Annotated in this window: 13 protein-coding genes; 1 reads left to right on the top strand and 12 read right to left on the bottom strand. The window is 65.7% G+C overall.

The window, feature by feature from the left end:
* The 12 genes from RBA41_RS16910 to RBA41_RS16965 are packed head-to-tail and all read right to left on the bottom strand — an operon-like array spanning position 1 to position 15,262.
* On the bottom strand, positions 1-1,170 hold the full coding sequence (locus tag RBA41_RS16910; protein WP_306625289.1) for a glycosyltransferase family 4 protein: 1,170 nt from the start codon (positions 1,168-1,170) through the stop codon (positions 1-3).
* Positions 1,167-2,381, bottom strand: coding sequence for a TIGR04063 family PEP-CTERM/XrtA system glycosyltransferase (locus RBA41_RS16915; protein ID WP_306625460.1), 1,215 nt, complete (start codon positions 2,379-2,381; stop codon positions 1,167-1,169). The genes RBA41_RS16910 and RBA41_RS16915 overlap by 4 nt, the downstream gene beginning before the upstream one ends.
* 17 nt (positions 2,382-2,398) lie before the next feature.
* Positions 2,399-4,303: an XrtA/PEP-CTERM system amidotransferase gene (locus RBA41_RS16920; RefSeq protein ID WP_306625291.1), complete on the bottom strand. Its 1,905-nt coding sequence runs from the start codon at positions 4,301-4,303 to the stop codon at positions 2,399-2,401.
* Entirely contained in the window at positions 4,291-5,454 is a 1,164-nt protein-coding gene (locus RBA41_RS16925; protein ID WP_306625292.1) for a TIGR03088 family PEP-CTERM/XrtA system glycosyltransferase, read from the bottom strand. The genes RBA41_RS16920 and RBA41_RS16925 overlap by 13 nt, the downstream gene beginning before the upstream one ends.
* Positions 5,451-6,998 (bottom strand): exosortase A, encoded by a 1,548-nt coding sequence (gene xrtA, locus RBA41_RS16930; protein ID WP_306625293.1) that lies wholly within the window; start codon positions 6,996-6,998, stop codon positions 5,451-5,453. The genes RBA41_RS16925 and xrtA overlap by 4 nt, the downstream gene beginning before the upstream one ends.
* A complete protein-coding gene (locus RBA41_RS16935; protein WP_306625295.1) occupies positions 6,998-8,206 on the bottom strand; it encodes a TIGR03087 family PEP-CTERM/XrtA system glycosyltransferase in 1,209 nt (402 codons plus the stop codon). The genes xrtA and RBA41_RS16935 overlap by 1 nt, the downstream gene beginning before the upstream one ends.
* Positions 8,207-8,208: 2 nt before the next feature.
* Entirely contained in the window at positions 8,209-9,306 is a 1,098-nt protein-coding gene (locus RBA41_RS16940) for a FemAB family XrtA/PEP-CTERM system-associated protein (protein ID WP_306625297.1), read from the bottom strand.
* Complete coding sequence (locus RBA41_RS16945) at positions 9,303-10,187, bottom strand: XrtA system polysaccharide deacetylase (RefSeq protein WP_306625299.1); 885 nt, start codon at positions 10,185-10,187, stop codon at positions 9,303-9,305. The genes RBA41_RS16940 and RBA41_RS16945 overlap by 4 nt, the downstream gene beginning before the upstream one ends.
* Positions 10,184-11,212, bottom strand: coding sequence for an XrtA/PEP-CTERM system-associated ATPase (locus RBA41_RS16950; RefSeq protein WP_306625301.1), 1,029 nt, complete (start codon positions 11,210-11,212; stop codon positions 10,184-10,186). The genes RBA41_RS16945 and RBA41_RS16950 overlap by 4 nt, the downstream gene beginning before the upstream one ends.
* Positions 11,213-11,228: 16 nt before the next feature.
* On the bottom strand, positions 11,229-12,776 hold the full coding sequence (locus tag RBA41_RS16955; protein WP_306625302.1) for a TIGR03016 family PEP-CTERM system-associated outer membrane protein: 1,548 nt from the start codon (positions 12,774-12,776) through the stop codon (positions 11,229-11,231).
* Positions 12,769-13,698 (bottom strand): XrtA-associated tyrosine autokinase, encoded by a 930-nt coding sequence (locus RBA41_RS16960; RefSeq protein WP_306625303.1) that lies wholly within the window; start codon positions 13,696-13,698, stop codon positions 12,769-12,771. The genes RBA41_RS16955 and RBA41_RS16960 overlap by 8 nt, the downstream gene beginning before the upstream one ends.
* Before the next feature lie 25 nt (positions 13,699-13,723).
* Complete coding sequence (locus RBA41_RS16965) at positions 13,724-15,262, bottom strand: XrtA system polysaccharide chain length determinant (protein WP_306625305.1); 1,539 nt, start codon at positions 15,260-15,262, stop codon at positions 13,724-13,726.
* A gap of 457 nt (positions 15,263-15,719) precedes the next feature.
* Here RBA41_RS16965 and RBA41_RS16970 point away from each other — a divergent pair, with 457 nt between their 5' ends.
* Positions 15,720-16,520 carry a S1 family peptidase gene (locus RBA41_RS16970; RefSeq protein ID WP_306625307.1) on the top strand — a complete coding sequence of 267 codons (801 nt, stop codon included), beginning with the start codon at positions 15,720-15,722 and terminating at the stop codon, positions 16,518-16,520.
* Positions 16,521-16,563 lie beyond the last annotated feature (43 nt).

The following is a 16,563-nucleotide window of genomic DNA, read 5'->3' on the forward strand; positions in this document are numbered from 1 at the left end:
CTATTTCCGCACAATCGCGTTAAAGAGGCGCAGCTGGCCGGCGGTGGTGCTGTCCCAGCTGAACTGCTCGGCGTAGCGGCGCGTGTCGTCATGCGCGGGGTAGTCGGCGCGCAGCGCCTGCACGGCATCGGCCACGCCCTGGCGGCTGCGCTCCCGCATCAGCACACCGGCGGCCGGCGCGGCCACCACTTCCGGCGTACCCCACACGCGGCTGGCCACCACGGGTGTGCCGCAAGCCATCGATTCGAGCAGCACATTGGCCCAGCCTTCGCGGCTCGACGCCAGCACCAGCGCGTCGGCCGCGCCGTAGTAGCGCGGCAGCTCGGGCTGCGGCACGGCGCCCAGGAAGCGCACGCGCTCCTCCACCTTCAATTCGCGCGCCAGTGCCTGCAGGCGTGGCAGTTCGACGCCGCTGCCGGCGATCAGCAAGGTCACGCCGGGGAGCAGCGGCAGCGCGCCGATGGCCAGGTCGTGGCCCTTCAGTTCAACCAGGTGGCCGACCGACAGCAGGGTAAAGCCATCGAGCCCGATTTCGCGGCGCAAGCCGGCGCGGTCGCCCTGATGGAAGCGCTGCAGGTCGACGCCGTTGCGCAGCGGCGTGATGGTGGCCGGGTCGGCGCCCAGCTGCACCAGCTCCGTCTTGAGCGCGTCGCACACGGTGATGACGGCGGCGGCGTTGGCGGCGGCCCACTGGATCATCTTGCGCGGTTTGGCAAAATTCGGAATCAGGCTGATGTCCGAGCCGCGCGCGGTGATCACCACCGGCTTGTTGAAATGCTTGCCCAGCTTGACCGCGGCCACGCCATCGGGATAAAAATAGTGGGCGTCGATCAGGTCGAAGTCGTAGCCTTCATCGAGCATGCGGCCCACCGTGGCCTTGGCCGCGTTGGCCAGCAGCGCCGGCGCGAAGTTCATGCCGACCTTCGGGATGACCGGATAGCGCGGGTGCAGCACCGGCAGGCCGAAGCGCTCTTCACTGGCCGGCACGCGCGCAAAGTCGCCGTACTGGCCGAACCGCTTGGCCGTGAACGGAAACCAGGGCACCGGCGCCACCACGCGCGCCTCCACCTGGCCGCTGGCGACCAGGTGACGCAGGCGCGTCTCGACAAAAATGGCGTTGTTCGGCCTGACCTGGTTCGGGAACAGGGTCGTGAAGGTCAGGATTTTCATTCGTCACCGGCGCGTTTGAGCGAGCCGTACACCGCCTTGTAGCGCGCCACGCTGGCGGTCCAGGTGCGTTCGCGCTCCACAAAGGCGCGGCCGTTGGCGCGCAGCGCGGCCCAGCGCTCCGGCGCGCCCAGCAGGGCCAGCACTTTCTGCGCCAGCGCGGCCGGGTCGCCGGCGGCGAACAGGATGCCGGTCTGGCCGTCGGCTATCAGTTCGCGGTGGCCGCCCACGTCGGATGCGGCCAGCAAGCGGCCCTGGGCCATCGCTTCGAGCGGTTTGAGCGGCGTGACCAGGTCGGTCAGGCGCATCTTCAGGCGCGGATACACCAGCACGTCGACCAGGTTGTAATAGCGCTGCACCTGGTCGTGCGGCACGCGGCCGGTGAACACCACCTGATCGGCCACGCCCAGCTGCTTGGCCAGCGCCTTGAGCGCCGCATCCTGCGGGCCGCCGCCGACCAGCAGCACGCGGATGTCGGGGTTCGCCGCCAGCATCGCCGGCAGCGCGCGCAGCAGCACGTCCAGGCCCTCGTAGGCGTAGAACGAGCCGATGAAGCCGAGTACCGACTTGCCGTCGAGGTGCAGGCGCAAGGCCAGCGTCTCGTCGCGCGTGCCGTCGACGCCGAAGTCGGCCACGTCGACCGCGTTCGGAATCACGGTGATTTTATCGGCCGGAATACCGCGCCCGACGATCTCGGCGCGCAAGCCTTCGCAGATGGTGGTGGCGGCGTCGACGCGTTTGAGCGCATACGTTTCCAGCGCGCGCGTCATGCGGTAGCGCAGGCCCCATTCGCGGCTGGTGCCGTGATCGACCGCGGCGTCTTCCCAGAAGGCGCGGATTTCATACACCACCGGAATACCGAGGCGGCGCCCCACGCGCAGGGCCGCCACCGCATTCAACGCCGGCGAATGCGCGTGCAGCACGTCGGGCTTGACCTCGCGCGCGACGTTGAGCAGGCGGTCTTCCAGCACGTCGATGACGGCGATCTGGTTGAACACCGGCAGGCGCGATAGCGGGCCGCCCGCCGCCGCCGTGCGGAAGAAATCGAGGCCGTCGACGTGCTCGAAGGCGGCCTGGGTCATCCCCTGTTTGGGGCTGGTGACGTGAAAGGTGTCCCAGCCCAGCGCACGCTGTTCGTTCAGGATCGCGCGCGTGCGGAAGGTGTAGCCGCTGTGGAGCGGAATGGAGTGGTCCAGCACGTGCAGAATGCGCAGCGGTGCGCCCGCCACCGTCATGCCCCGGCTCCCAGCAGCTCTTTGCGCAGGAAGGCTTCAAACATCAGCAGGGTCCAGATCGGCGCGCTGTAATCGCGCCGGCCCGACTCGTGCTGCTCGACCATCTCGGTCAGGTAATCGATGTTGAAGATGCCGGTATCCTTGAGCGTTTCGCCAAGCAGCGAATCGCGCACGCGCTGGCGCAGCGGGCCGCGGAACCAGCCCGCCAGCGGCACCGCGAAGCCCATCTTCTTGCGGTACAAAATATCGTTGGGCAGGTACTGCTCCAGGCTTTTCTTGAAGATGTACTTGCCTTCGCTGCCGCGCAGCTTCATTTCCGGCGGCAGGCCCGAAATCCATTCCACCAGCTTGTGGTCCAGCAGCGGCACGCGCACTTCGAGCGCATGGGCCATGCTGGCGCGGTCGACCTTGGTAAGAATGTCGCCCGGCAGATAGGTTTTCATGTCGAGGTACTGGATCATCGACAGCGGATCGTCGGTCGGCGATTTGGCGGCGTGGCCCTGCATCACGTCGATCGCGCGGTAGCCCTGCAACTGCTTGTGAAAGCCTGGCGTGAACAACTGCGCGCGCATGGCGTCGGACATGATCGACACGCCATGAAAGTAACCCTCGACCAGATCGCGCGAGAGCGCCTCGAAGGTGGTCTTGGCGCGGAACATGCGCGGCGCCCAGTCGGCCTTGGGATAGTATTTTCCGAGCGGGCCGAAAACCAGCTTGCGCAGGCCGGTCGGCAGGCGCGAACGCACGCTGTCCTCGGCCATGGCGTAGCGGTAGCGGCGGTAGCCGGCCAGGTTTTCGTCGCCGCCGTCGCCCGACAGGGCTACCGTCACGCGCTTCCTCGCCAGCTGGCACACGCGGTAGGTCGGAATGGCGGAGCTGTCGGCATACGGCTCGTCGTACAGGTCGGCCAGGGTGTCGAGCAGCGCGTAATCGTCGGTGTCCACCGTTTCGGTGTGGTGGTGCGTCTTGTACTGGCGCGCCACCTGTTCCGCGTACTCCGACTCGTCGAAGGCCTTGTCGTTGAAGGCAATCGAGCAGGTGTTGACCGGGTCCTTCATCAGGCCGGCCATCATGGCCACGATGGCGCTCGAATCGACGCCGCCCGACAAAAAGGCGCCCAGCGGCACTTCGGCCTTGAGGCGGATCTTGACCGCTTCGCGCAGGCGCACCACCAGCTCGCCCTCGGCGTCGCTCTGGGTCATGGCACCGTGCAGCTTGAACGGCACGTCCCAGAACTGGCGCGGCTGCGGAATCGGCTCGCCGATTTTCACGGTCAGGCAAAAGCCCGGCGAGAGCTTGAAGGCACTGCTGTAGATGGTTTTCGGTTCCGGCACGTAGCCGTAGGCGAAATAGTCTTCCACGGCGCGCGGGTCGATCGCACGCGGCAGGTCCGGGTGGGCGCGCAGCGACTTGAGCTCGGAACCGAAGATGAACATCCCGTCCGGCAGCACGGCGTAGTAAAAAGGTTTGACGCCGAGGCGGTCGCGCGCCATGAACATGGTCTGCTTGACGCGGTCCCACACGGCGATGGCGAACATGCCGCGAAAGTGCTGCACGCACTCCTCGCCCCAGGCCGACCAGGCGTGCACGATGGTTTCGGTGTCGCTCTTGGTGCGGAACACGTAGCCGAGTTTTTGCAGTTCCTCGGTCAGCTCGGGGTAGTTGTAGATTTCGCCGTTGAAGACCACGCCGACATTGCCTTCGGCATTGAACATCGGCTGCTGGCCGCTCAGGATATCGATCACCGACAGGCGCCGGTGGCCGAAGCCGACGCCCGGCTCGGTGTACACGTCGCCTTCGTCCGGACCGCGATGGTGCTGGGTTTCGTTCATGCGCTTGACCAGCGCCGGGTCGATCTCGCGCGCACCGCGCGTATCAAAAATGCCGACTATTCCACACATGATTTCGCACTCTTCCTGAATTGTTTTTTATGTTCGCACAAGGCGTCGTACAAAGATTCGTAAGCGGCCACCATGGCCGCCATGTTGTAGTGGCGCTCGACCCGTGCGCGGCCTGCCGTGCCGTGTTCCAGCCGCAGTGCGGCGTCCGTCACGTAGCGCTCCAGCGCATCGGCCATGGCAGCCGGATCGGACGGCGGAACCAGCGCGCCCGTCACGCCATGGGCGACCACTTCCGGCACGCCGCCGACGCGGGTGCCGACCACCGGCAGGCCGCTCGCCATCGCTTCCAGCGCCGAACCGGGCGTGCCTTCGGCAATCGACGACAGCGCAAACATATCGAAGCCGCGCAAAATGTCGGCAACGTCGGTGCGCGCGCCGGGCAGCCAGACGGCGTGTGCCACGCCAGCCTGCCCGGCCTGGGCCTGCAGGGCCGCCAGCAGCGGGCCGCCGCCGACAATCGCCAGGCGCACCTGCGGCAGGCGCGCGTGCAGCAGCACAAAGGCGCGCAAGAGCGTCGCATGGTCCTTCACGTCCTGGATGCGGCCGACGGTGCCGATGACGATCGTCTCCGGTCCGAACTGGCGCACCGCGCCGCCTTGCGGGTTGAATTTGTCGGCGTCGATGCCGTTGGCCAGCAAGCGGCTCTTGTTCTCGGCCACGCCGATCACCGTGCGGTTCCAGGCCAGCATGTCGGCCGAATTGGCGTAGCAGCAGTCGTAAAACGGCAGCATCAGGCGGCGCAGCAGGTTGTGCTTGCGGTTGCGCCCTTGCGGATCGCCCGCGTCGCGTCCGTGCAGGCCGTTGATGCGCACCGGGACCCCGGCCAGCATGGCGGCCGGCGCGTATTCGACCGCCGACAGATTGTAAGTGTGCAGGATGGTCGGGCGCAGGCGGCGCAGCAGCTTCCACAGCGCCGCGTGGGTACCGGGCGACAAGCCGGGCTGCTTGTGCAGGGCGAACAGCTCCACGCCGGGCTTGGTGATCTTGTCGGCGAAGGCGGTGTAGTCGGTCAGGCACACCACCGCATGGCGGTAGTGCGCGGCCGGCATGCGGTTGATGCGCTCGACGAGCAAGGTCTCCAGGCCGCCGAAATCGAGCCGGTAGATCAGGTGGACGACGAGGGGTGCCGTGTTGTTCGCCTGCGCGGTCATCTGGGCCTCGTGTTGGCGGCCAGCGCGGCCTCGATGGCGGCCAGGTCGCCTTTGAGGAAGGCGCGCATCGCCACCCGCGCCGGCTCCGGATTCTCATCGTACGGCGCGAAAATCATCACGGCGGCGCCGTCGTCGCTGGCATGCAGCAGCTTCTGGCGGATCTGCAGCAGCTTGCCGACGTAGTCGTTGCTGGTGGTGCTGCCGTCGATCCAGTACCAGTGCCACACCAGCATCTTGCCGCTCGGGCCGGACATGCTGCTTTCGCGCAGGCGCAGGCCGCGCTCGCCGATCGCTTCGTCGCGCACGACGGTGGTGATGGTGCGCCAGACCGGATCTTCAACCGGCGAAAGGCGGTTGGTGGTGGTAATGAGCTTGGTGCCTTTGGGCGGCTTGCGGTAGTACAGCAGCTTGACGCCGACGCCAACGCCATCCTGCGCATGGAACTGCTGCAGTTCGGCGCTCGCTGTCGGGAAGGCCGGGGTCCAGTCGACAAAGGCGGGGCCGCGCGGCGCACGGGTAGCTACCTCGGTGAGCACCACGGGTGCGGGCGCCGGCTCGGTCTTTTCCAGGTAGTAGTCATAGGCGGGCCAGATGCCGACGCAGGCGATGACCGCCAGCGCGGCCGGCAGCAGCTTGTTCAGCGGCGCCGGCGGTGCATTCGGCACGGCCGGCGCCGCTGCCGCATCGGCGGCGGGCGCGATATCTTCGCGCCAGATGGCGCCGATCCAGAACAGCAGGAACATCACGAAGCCGAAGAACACCCAGCCGTAGATCAGGTGGTCGAAGCCGACCGCCAGGGTCATGCCGCTCAGGTGGCCGATCATCACGATCAGGTAGGCGCGCGCGCCGTTGGCGAAGATCGGCACGATGATCGAGGCGGCGATGAACAGCGCGCGGCGCCAGGTGGTGCGGTAGGTCAGGTAGGCGTACAGGCAGCCGAGCGTCACCGACGAAATCAGGTAGCGCACGCCGCTGCAGGCTTCCACCACAGACCAGTTGCCGGTCGGGATACTGAAGTTGTTCCCTTCGCGGAAAACCGGAATGCCGGTGGCGATCAGGGCGTCGACCGTGAAGTTGGCGGTCATGCCGATCAACGGTTCGATGAACACATCGCCGAAGGGCACCGCGAACAGCATGAACGCCAGCGGAAAGGCCAGGCTGCGCGCGATCGGCATACCGAGGATCGCCAGCGCGCTCAAAGGCAGCATGGCCACAAAGGCGTAGTGGCGCACGATCTGCACTTCGCCCATTTCGCCGAGCAGCCAGGCCACGCCGCAACCAGCCAGCAGGACAAGCGCGGGCCACCACGGCTGCACCGGCATGGCCCGCAGCGCATCGCGCCGGCCCCAGATCAGCCAGAGGCTGATCGGCAGGATCACATAGCCGTGCGCAAAGGTGCCGGAACTGTCCCAGATGTTGACGATCGACGCCGCCGTCTCGAAGTAGGCGAGGAAGGGAAACAGCAGCACGGCGCCGATCAGGAGCGCCTGCAGAAAATAGGATTGGGCCGGGCGCGCCGGGTTGAGGGTAATGCCTTGTTCCACTATGCGCTTTCGACGGACATCTGTTCTAACAGGGAGACAACCGGCGCCAGGTTGCTGGACCAGCCATACTGGGTTTCGACGACGTGGCGCGCGGCGCGGCCCATGTCGGGGCGTGGCGCGTCCAGCGCCTGGCCGATGGCGGCGGCAAACTGCGGCGCGTCGGCGGCGAGCAGCAGGTCGCGTCCCGGCTCGGCGGCGATGCCTTCGAGCGCCTGCGGCGACACCACCACCGTTTTCGCCATGGACAGGGCTTCGAGCACCTTGTTCTGGATGCCGCGCGCGATGCGCAGCGGTGCCACGCACAGGGCCGCGTGCGCGACGTACGGGCGTACATCGGGCACGGTGCCGGTGACGGACACGCCGGGCAGCGCGGCCAGTTGCAGCACGTCGGGCGCGGGACGCGCGCCGACGATGACGAATTGCGCCGCCGGATGGCGCGCCAGCACGGCCGGGAAAATCTCGCGCGCGAACCAGGTCACCGCGTCCACGTTCGGCCAGTAATCCATGGCGCCGCAAAACACCAGCGCCTGCTGGCCGGCGATGAACGGGTTCGGATAATCGGCGTGCGGCGTGAAGTAGTCGGTATCGACGCCGTTATTGAAAAAACCGGTGCGCTCGGCGCTCTCGGGCGCGAGCTGGCGAAACAGCGCCGCTTCCGGCGCCGAGACGAACAGCGCGGCCGCGCTGTCAAGCGCCACCTTGCGCTCGTAGCGCAGCAACTGGCGCGCTTCGTGCGCGTACAGCATGCTCATTGGCCAGGATTTCTGCGCGGCGTACTGGCGCCATTTGTCGGAATCGACATCGCAAAAGTCGACCACGCGGCGCGCCTTCTTATACGGCTCGGCATACTGCGCCATGGGCGAGGAAAACACCAGGATGCGGTCGATCCTGTTGGCCGCCATGGTGCCGGCAACCCAGCCGCGCAAACCCTTGTCGCGGTAGTAGTCGAGCGAGAGCGAGCGGTTGGCCAGCAGCGCGCCCAGGCTGCGCACGCGCGCCATGGTCGGATCGAGCCGGGCGAAATGGCTCGACGCGCACAGGGCTTGCACGCGCGGCAGGTGCTGCCAGTCGTCGGCGTCGTCCACAAACGTGGCCAGGTGTACCCTGTAGTGGCGCGCCAGGTGCTTGAGCAGATGATACGAGCGGATCTTGTCGCCCTTGTTGGGCGGGTAGGGAATCCGGTGGATCAGCAGCAGCAGGTCGTCCACGCTCAGCCCAGGCTCTTGACGATGTGCGGGCCCAGGACATTGGCCAGCGCCAGCGGCATCTTTTTCCACAGCTTGATGAACAGCTGGTACTTGGGATTGAGCGGGTTGTTGTCGGGCAGTTCGGTCGACTCGTACAGGCGGTATTCGTAGGCCAGCGGCGTGGGCGAAAAGCCCCAGTTCTTCTTGAAGTCGAAGGCGCCGGTACCGAGCTTGCTGCGGCCGAAGTCGAAGATGCGCGCGCCGCGCGCGGCGGCGGCCTGCATCAGGTTCCAGTACATGAAGTCGTTGCCGGCGAACTCGCGCGCGGCCGGCATGCCGCCGCCGTAGTAAGGCAGCACTTCGTCGCGGAAGTAAAAGCTCAGCACCCCGGCCACGATCGCGCCATCCTTGACGATGATGCGGATTTCGCATTCCTCGCCGAAGACTTCCTTGATCACCGCGAAGTACTTTTTCGGGAATACCGGCGTGCCGAGACGGTGCACGCTGGTGGCGTAGGCGGTGAAGAAGCGGTCCACGCCCTGGTCGATCTCGGCGCTGAGGCCGCACTTGATCCCCTTGCGCACCATGGCGCGCTGCTTGCGCGGAATGGCGTTCATGTTCTCGTCGTCGTCGGCGGTTATCGCCTTGCGGAAGGTGACGTACAGTTCCTTCTGGTGCCAGGCCGGGTCGCCCGCGTGCGCCGGCAGCAGGTTGCGGTATTCGAGGTGACCGACCTTGAGCGACGCGGCCAGCTTGTCGGCGGCGGCGTCGAGCAGCGGACGGGCGACGTCCGAGGTGGCGGCCACGCCGCCCAGCACGCAGAACGGCAGCGATCCGAGCGAATGGCCGAACAGGCGGCTCTTGATCTCGGCCAGCGGCAGCACGCCGACGATCTGCCCATCCTGTTCCACGTAGTAGAACCAGGTCTTGTGGCCGTACACGCGGTCGATGATGGTTTGCCAGCCGGCGCGATGGAAGAACGTCGCTTCCGGACAGGCGGCCACGAAGGCATCCCAGCGCGCCATGTCGCGCGCGTCGCCGGCGCGCAACAGATGCACGGTGGCGCCAGCGCCGCTGCTGGTAGTCGGGCGGTCCTGCACAGCGTCGGTAATCGAACTCATTTAGTCCCTAAGAATATGCGGTCCATCCGGTCCCAGGCAAAATCGCGCGTGAGCAGCTTGATGCGCCCTTCCATGCGTTGCAGGTTGACGTAATGGCGGAAACGGGTTTTCAGGCTGGCGCCTTCGGGGCGCGGCTGGCCGGGATCGAGCTCCCACGGGTGGAAGTAGAAGATCGCCGGCTGGCCGTCGTCGCTGTTCACGCGCCGCATCATCCAGCGCGACAGGCTGTAAGGCAGCAGGCGAAAGTAACCGCCGCCGCCGGCCGGCAGCTTGCGCTGGCCCAGCATGGCGGTGGTGATCGGCACTTCCAGCAGGCCATCGGGGCCGTTCGGGAAAAACGCGAAGCGCGGCGCGTCCGGCATGCCGTAGTGGTCATGCTGGATCGGGTAGATGCTGGAGCTGTAGCGGTAGCCGGCGTCGTGCAGCACGTCGAGCGCCCACAGGTTGGCCGTGCCGATCGAAAAACTCGGCGCGCGGTAGCCCAGCACTGCTTGGGCCCCGATGTCTTCCAGCAGGGCCTTGCTGCGCCCGACGTCGTCGGCGAATTCGGCGCGGGTCTGGTCGGAGGCGCGCAGGTGGCCGTAGCCGTGGCTGGCCAGTTCGTGGCCGCCGGCGACGATGCGGCGCACCATGTCGGGATAGCGTTCGGCGATCCAGCCCAGCGTGAAGAAGGTGGCATGCACGCCGCCGTCGGCCAGGATCGCCAGGATGCGTTCGATGTTCGCTTCAACCCGGCATTCGCGCGCGGGCCAGGACTCGCGCGCGATGATGGGCGCGAACGCCGACACCTGGAAGTAATCCTCGACGTCGATCGTCATCGCATTGCGGATCGGTTGGCCGAGCGCGCGCGGCATGGCGGCGGGATGCAGGCGGTCGTTCATTCGTGATGGTCCGATGGATGGTGATCCGGCGCCTGGTGCGAGAGCGCCGGCAGGGTACTGACGACTTTTTTGAGGATCGACAGCACCGAGGCCATCGACTTTTCCATCTTGAGAATGCGCTCGTCGAGGTAGCCCGGGTTATCCAGCGTGCCGATCGAGGCCACGCCGCGCAGGGCGGCGGCAGCCTGCTCGCGCAGCGCTTCGGGCGGCAGTTCGTATTCCTGGCGGATGTCGCGCACCACTTCATTCACATCGGCTTCGGTGAAGGAGTGCATCTCTTCCAGGTAGCCCATCAGCAGCAGGCGGTCGCACAGGGCGTTGGTCTTCCTCGGGATGCCGCCGCTGTAGTCGTAGATGGCCGCGTGCGCGCCGGGGGAGAACGAGGGATCGTTGTTCCAGCCGACCGTATGCAGGCGGTGCTCGACGTAGGCCTGGGTTTCCGGGCCATCCATGGGGCCGAGGTGATAGCTGGCCGTGATGCGCTGGCGCAGCTGCTGCATGCCGGCGCTGTGCAGGATGGTGCGGAACTCCGGCTGGCCCAGCAAAAAGGTTTGCAGCAAGGACTTGTCGTCGGTCTGGAAGTTCGACAGCATGCGCAGTTCCTCGACCGCGCGCGGGGTCAGGTTCTGCGCTTCGTCGACCACCAGCAAGGCGCGCTTGCCGTCCTGGTCGCAGGCGAGCAGGAACTGTTCGAGGCGCTCGAGCAGCGCGGTCTTGCTGGCGTTTTCATACGGCAGCCCGAAGGCGGCGACCACGGTGCGCAGGGTGTCGTCGGCATCGAGATGGGTGTTGACGATGTGGGCGGCGACGATCTGCTCGGACGGCATTTGCTTGAACAGGTTGCGCACCAGCGTGGTCTTGCCGGCGCCGACTTCACCGGTGATGACGATAAAGCCTTCGCCATGCGACAGGCCGTACTCGAGGTACGCCATGGCGCGCTTGTGGCCTTTGCTGGCAAAGAAAAAATGGGGGTCCGGCCGCAGCCGGAAGGGCTTGTCGCTCAGCCCATAATAAGTTTCATACATCGCTGACTCGATTCCGCTAGAACTGTAAGGACAGAGAGGCCGACAAGGCGTTCTCGCGGTACGACGCGACCTGGTCGGTCGTGGTACCGGACACGCGGCGCGCCTCGAAGGCGCCCCGCACTTTGGGCGAAAACTGGCGCGTCACGGCCAGCCGCAAGGCTGCATTCTTACTAGACAAACCAGTGGCGTGCGATTGCGTGCGCGAGGTGGTCCACGAAGCGTTGATCCCGCTGCGCGAGGTCAGGCGCATGTTCCACAGTGCGCTGCCGCCGCGCTGGGTGGTGTCGTCGTTGATGCGCGCGCTGGCCGGACCGGTGAGCAGGCTGTCGGTCTGGATCAGCGACAGCCCTTCGCGCCGGTTGTCAAAACCGCTCAGTATCAAGGTAGTGCGCGCCGTGTTGAGTGCCACCGAGGCCTGGAACTGCTTCTGCAGGATGTAGCGGTTGCTGAAGTAGTTGATGCTGTCGGCCAGTGCGACCGGCAAGCCGGTGGCGCGGATGTAGGCGTCGACCGCCTGCGCGCGCGCCACCGGGTCGGGAATCTGCGCGGTAAACAGGCGGTCCAGCATCGAAGCGGTGTCGATGGTGGCCGGCAGCAGCAGCTGCGAACGGGTGGTGGTCACCGAATCGCTGTAGTTGATGCTCCAGACCGAGCGGCGGCTGCGGTGCAGCGCCTGCAGGTTGTAGGTATTGCCGTAGTAACGCTTGCCGGCGCCGGCCACGAGGCTGGTGCGCGAGGTCGGGGTCCACTCGATGCCGCCCTGCCAGAAGCGGCCCTTGGTCGGTTCGCCGCCGGACTGGTAATCGTATTCGTCGTAGCCGGCGCTGGCGGTCAGGTTCAATTCCTGGCCGAGGCGGTAGCGCGCATTGGCGCTGACCATCTTGACGTTCGACTTGGGCGCGATGCTGTCGTCCACGCGCTGCTGACTGTACTGCACGCCCCAGCCGACGCGGCGGAAGGTGCGCCCGCTGTTCAGGTTCATCATCAGCACGTCGCTGGTGCTGTCGCCAAAGCCGATGCGCCCGGCGTCGACCGAATCGTGGGTGTAGCGCACCGCCGCCGTGGCCGTGCTGCCGAAGCGGTGCAGCATGTAGGGGCTGATGCGCCAGGTCTTGACGTTGGCGCGGTTGGCTGTCGCGTAGCCGTTGCTGTTGACCTGCGGGCCGAAGGCCGACACGGCTTGCTGGCCGATGGCGCCGTCGGCGTCGACAAACAGCAGGTCGCCGATGACGGTGGCCTTGGCCGCCGCCCGCAATTGCGACTGGGCGTGGCGCACGCCTTCCACATCGTCGTCGTCGAAGGCGTAGTAGTGCAGCTGGTAGTTGGCCGATAGTTTCAGGCGCGGGCCTTTGCCCAGCAAGGTGAAACCGGGCGTGAGCTCGGTCACGAAGCGGCTTTTGGCCTGGTCGGCGCGGGTCAGCGCCACATTGTCGGTGACCGTCTCGCGCAGGTCGAGCGTGGGCGTGAACTTCCAGGCGGCGCGGCCTGCCGGCGCGGCCAGCAGGGCCGCCAGCGCCACGGGAACGACCGCGGCGCGGCACCGTCCGGACGCACGCTTAGCCATAGTGGTAGTCATACGTTTCGGTGCCGGGGAATTCGCGCGTCTTGTTGTAGATCAGGTTCACATTGCTGCAGCCTTCGAGCTGGCGCAGCGATTCCTTGACCGCGTGCTGGGTCGTGCCCTCGGCTTCGACCACCAGCGCGATCTGGCCCATGTGGCTGGCCAGGACGTGCGCTTCGCTGGTGAGCAGCAGCGGCGGCGAATCGAAAATGACGATACGGTCGGGATAGCGGTTGGCGATTTCGTAGACGAAGGTGCTCATGGCCTGGCTGGCCAGCAGTTCGGTGGCGCGCGGGTTGTTGCTGCCGGCCGGCAGGATGCTCAGGGTGTTCACGTTCGTGCGCAGCATGACGTCCGACATATCGAGCTTATCGTCGAGCAGGAGGTCCATCAGGCCGCGGTGGGCCGGCAGGCCGAGCGTGCGCAGCACCGAGGGACGGGCCACGTCGGCGTCGATCAGCAGCACCGTGTGATCGAGTTCCATGGCGATGCTCATGGCCAGGTTGATCGAGCAGAAGGTCTTGCCTTCGCCCGGCAGGGAGCTGGTGACCATGATCAGGTTGCCCGGTTTTTCGCCGGGCGCGCGCGCCGCGAAAGCGCGCTTGAGCAAGGGCCGCTTGATGATGCGGAAGTCCTCGACCAGGGTGGTGCGCCCGCCGGCGGCCGTCACCAGGCCGATGCCGTGCATGCGTTCCAGATCGAGTTCGACGTGGTTGGTGGTGCGGCGCGGGGCATGCAGCGGCGCCGCTGCCGGCGCCGGCGCGCTCGCAGCCGCCGTCGGCGTCGCAGCGTCCGGCACGGCCGCAGGCGGCGCTGGCGGCGCTGGCGGCAGGCTGTCGGCCTGGCGCGCGGCGCCGGCCGGCGCGCCCTGCGCCTCGCCCTTCTTGTTGTCGATGCGGCTGGCCGCTTTTTCGATAATGCTCACGCTGTTCTCTCCAGTGAAGGCCGCATCAGAGCAGCGGTCGTACAAACAGGGCCGCCATCACGCCGCCGTAGGCGCCGAACAGGACGATCACCGCCGCGCCGAAGGCGTACAGGCGCTTGGTGCGCATGACCTTCTGTTCGTTGGTCCAGTTCATGCTGATGCTGCCCAGGATAGGAATGCCGGTAACGTCGCGCAGGGTGCCCTGGCTCATGAAGGTCGGACGCAATTGGCTCATCAGGAAGGCCACGCCCAGGCCGGCCAGCAGCGCGGCGGCGAACACGAACGAGAACAGGCGGTGGCGGTTCGGTCCCGACGGGGTCGACGGCACGGTCGGCGGGTCGATCACGCGGAAGGTCAGCATGTCGGTGGCCGAACTCAAGTCGCCCGACAGCTTGGCCGCTTCGCGCCGTCCGACCAGCTTTTCGTAGTTCTCTTTGTTGATCAGGTAATCGCGGTTGAGCTGGGCCAGCTGGGCCTCGACTTCGGGCGCGTTGGCGCTCTGCGAGCGCAGGCGCGCCGCGCGCGATCCGTATTCGGCCACGCGGGCCTTGAGCGAGGCGACCCGCGCTTCTTCCACCGACAGGGCCACGTTCATTTGCTGCAGCATCGGGCTGTAGTTGGCGCCGGGATCGTTGTTGCGCTTGTTGCGCTTGGCTTCTTCGAGCTTGCGCGCTTCCAGCTGGGCGATCAGGCGGCGCGCCGCCACGATGTCCGGATGGGCGTCGGTGTACTGCATGCGCAGGCTGTCCAGGTTCTTGTTGAGCGTGGCGATGCGGGCATCGAGTTCGGGGTTGGCGACGCTTGATGCTTCCGGAGCGGTCAGCGGTGCCGGTTCCTCGCCGGCGATCTGGCGCTTGATGGCGTTGCGCGCCTGCTCGGCTTCGGTCAGTTCCAGGCGCGCCTGGTTGAGCAAGTCTTCGATCTGGGTCATGTTGGCGGTAAAGTCGCCACCGCCGCCGCGCGGCAGCATGCCCAGGTGCTTGATCTTGAATTCCTTGAGCGCGTTTTCGGCCTGGACCAGTTTTTCTTCGTAATTCTTGATCTGGTCGTCGATGAACTGCACGGCTTTTTCGGAATCCTGCTTCTTGCCGCCGAAACTGCCTTCGACGAAAATCGTCAGCAGCGACTGCACGATATCCTTGCCCAGCTTGGGATTGGAATTCTTGTACGAGATCGTGTAGATGTCGTCGCGCTCGGTGCCGCCGATGCTGATCTGCGCCATCAGGTCGTCGACCAGCTTTTCGTTTTCCTTGGGGGTGGACGCCTTGATGTCGAGGTCGACCATGCGCATGACGCGCTCGACGTTGGGACGGCTGATCAGGGTGCGGCGCATGAAGGCCACCTGCTGGTCCACGTTCGGCACGCTGGTCATGCCCGCCAGCAGCGGCTGCAGGATGCTCTGGGTGTCGACGTACACGCGCGCCGACGCCTGGTATTCGTTGGGGAGACGGTACACGACTGCCCAGCCGACCAAGGCCACGATCCAGGAAATGACGACCGCATACCAGCGGTATTTCCAGATCGCTTTCAAGAAGTTCGTCAACAGGGCCTGCAATTCTGCCATCTCGTCAATCTCGCCATGAAGGGCGGCCCGCAAGGGTGGCCCAGGCCGGCAGCTCCGAACACGGACGCGGCGCGCCCGGTGCCGCAAAGCGCCAGCCAAAGTGTTGTCGGATGCACAAAAAGCAATTCGTTGCGGCAGCTCAGGGAGCTTAGCAATGAATTGCCCTAAGGCATTGATTAATAATCATATGATACAGGAAATCCGTTGCTTGCTGATAGTAAATTCGCTAAGGAAAGTATACGTTCAACAATTGTTTACGGCACCACTCGTGTATTCCATGACAAGTCGACTAATCCTGTTGCCCCTCGCAAAGAGTTTCGCACATCGCCCCGTAAAAAAGGAGGAAAACCGTGCCCGCGAAGCTGAAATTACAACAGTGGCGAAGTAACCATGGTGCAGTGCTTTTGCGTGAATGAAACTAGTTGTTGCGCGCTCGCCAATCAGGTACTGTCGGCGCATGGCTACTTCCCCCTTTTTGCACCTCGGCAAAACCCTTGCGGCGGCGACCGTCTGGTCCCTGCTGGTGAATTTTCCAGCCGGGGCCGCCAGCTTCGGCCAAGTGATCCAGTCGGTCAAGCCCTCCGTGGTCGGCATCGGCACTTACCAGCCCACCCGCAGTCCTGCGATCGTGTTCGTGGCCACCGGTTTCGTCACCGGCGACGGCCTGAGCGTGGTCACCAATGCGCACGGCATTCCCGAGACGCTCGACAGCGAGCGCAATGAAACGCTCGGCATCGTCATCGCGCGCGGCGACAAGGTCGATTTCCGGCCGGCCAAGCTGGCGGCGCTCGACCGCCTGCACGACCTGGCCCATTTGCGCCTGGCGGGCTCGCCCATGCCGGCCCTGCGCCTGGGCGACGGCAGCGGTATCGAGGAAGGCCAGGCGCTGGCGTTTACCGGCTTTCCGCTCGGCATGGTCCTCGGCCTGCATCCGGTGACCCACCGCGCCATGCTGTCGGCCATCACCCCGCTGGTGATGCCCTCGGTCAGTTCGCGCAAGCTCGATGCGCGGGCGATCACGCAACTGGCGCGCGCCCCCTCCCCCATCTACCAGCTCGACGGCACGGCCTATCCCGGCAACAGCGGCAGCCCGGTCTACGATCCCGAAACCGGCCATGTGCTGGCGGTGCTCAATATGGTATTCGTCAAGGGCTTGAAGGAAAATGCGATCACCAAGCCGAGCGGGATCAGCTATGCGATCCCGGTCAGCCATGTACGCGCCCTGTTACAACAAACAACAGCGCCAGGACAAAAATAGCGCCTGCCCTTTCGCTTAAAAAACTTCATGCTAAAATAGAAAC

This window comes from Massilia scottii (assembly GCF_030846495.1).
GTDB lineage: Bacteria > Pseudomonadota > Gammaproteobacteria > Burkholderiales > Burkholderiaceae_D > Telluria_A > Telluria_A violaceinigra.